The 1,239-nt window shown below is 65.8% G+C and carries 1 protein-coding gene; it reads left to right on the top strand.

Going from position 1 to position 1,239, the window contains the following annotated elements; all coding sequences use genetic code 11:
- The first annotated feature begins 43 nt into the window (after positions 1–43).
- Positions 44–1,147 carry an ABC transporter substrate-binding protein gene (locus AC097L_RS23415; protein ID WP_479589140.1) on the top strand — a complete coding sequence of 368 codons (1,104 nt, stop codon included), beginning with the start codon at positions 44–46 and terminating at the stop codon, positions 1,145–1,147.
- The last annotated feature ends 92 nt before the right edge of the window (positions 1,148–1,239 follow it).

The raw sequence follows: 1,239 nt of genomic DNA, 5'->3' as shown, positions 1-1,239 counted from the left end.
GGGATAGTCCATGGGCGCGCTGTTCCTTTGTGGGGAGACGCGTGTGCGCAGCTATTCCTGGGTTCGGTGTCTGGTGCTGGTGTGGGCGGTGTGGTGGGCCGGGTCGGCGCACGCGGTGTCAGTGGCTTTCATCAACCCTGGCAAGTCGGATGAGATGTACTGGGTGGCGGCTGCGCAGGCCATGGCGGCGGCGGCTGGCAGCCTGGGCGTGGACCTGGAGGTGCAGTACGCCCAGCGCGATCCATTGCAGGTGCTGGCGTTGGCGCGGGCCCTGGTGGCCCGACCCAAGGCGCAGCGGCCCGACTACGTGGTGTTCACCAACGACAGCGCCACCGGTGCCGAGTTGCTGCGCCTGTTCGACGGCTCCGGCATCCGGTGTTTCATGGCCTTCAGCGGTTTTACGGCGGCCGAAGAGCAGCAATGGGGCAAACCGCGCCAGCAATTCAAGCAGTGGATAGGCTCGCTGGAAACCCAGGCCGAGGATGCCGGTTACCTCACGGCCCAGGCCCTGATCCGTGCCGGGCGGGCGGCCCAAGCCCACGCGGCCGACGGCAAACTGCACCTGCTGGCCATCGGTGGCGACCGCTCCACCGCCAGTTCGGTTCGGCGCAACCAGGGCCTGCAGCGGGCCGTGGCCGAGGCCGACGATGTGGTGCTGGACCAGATGGTCTATGCGGGCTGGAGCCGCGAAAAAGCCGCCGAGCAAAGCTCCTGGCTGTTTGACCGCTATCCCGCCGCCCGGCTGCTGTGGGCGGGCAACGACCTGATCGCCTTGGGTGCCATGCAAACCTTGGAGCAGCGCGGCGGCCAGCCCGGCAAGAGCATGTGGTTCAGCGGCATCAACACCTCGGCAGAGGCCATGCAGGCGCTCAAGTCGGGCCGTCTGGCCGCGCTGGCCGGTGGGCATTTCATGGCCGGTGCCTGGGCGCTGGTGATGCTGTTTGATTACCACCATGGGCGCGATTTCGCCGACGAAGGCCTGCAACTGGAACGCCCGATGTTTGTGCTGTTCACCCCGGCCATGGCCGAGAAATTCGAGGCCCGCTTTGGTCAGCGCTACGACAGTGTGGACTTTCGCCGTTACAGCAAAGTGTTGAATCCAGTGACAACCCGTTACAGCTTTGAATTTGCCGCGCTTTTGCGCTGATTGCACAATGCCGCATGCCAAATCCCCCCTTCCGGTCGCTGGCCGGGCACCTGATCCGCAGCACGCTGGGCTTGGCGCTGTGCTGCATGGTC

Source organism: Rhodoferax sp. RT5P35 (assembly GCF_056521385.1).
Note: the sequence above shows the minus strand (reverse complement) of the source record. Positions and strands in the feature narration are given on the sequence as shown.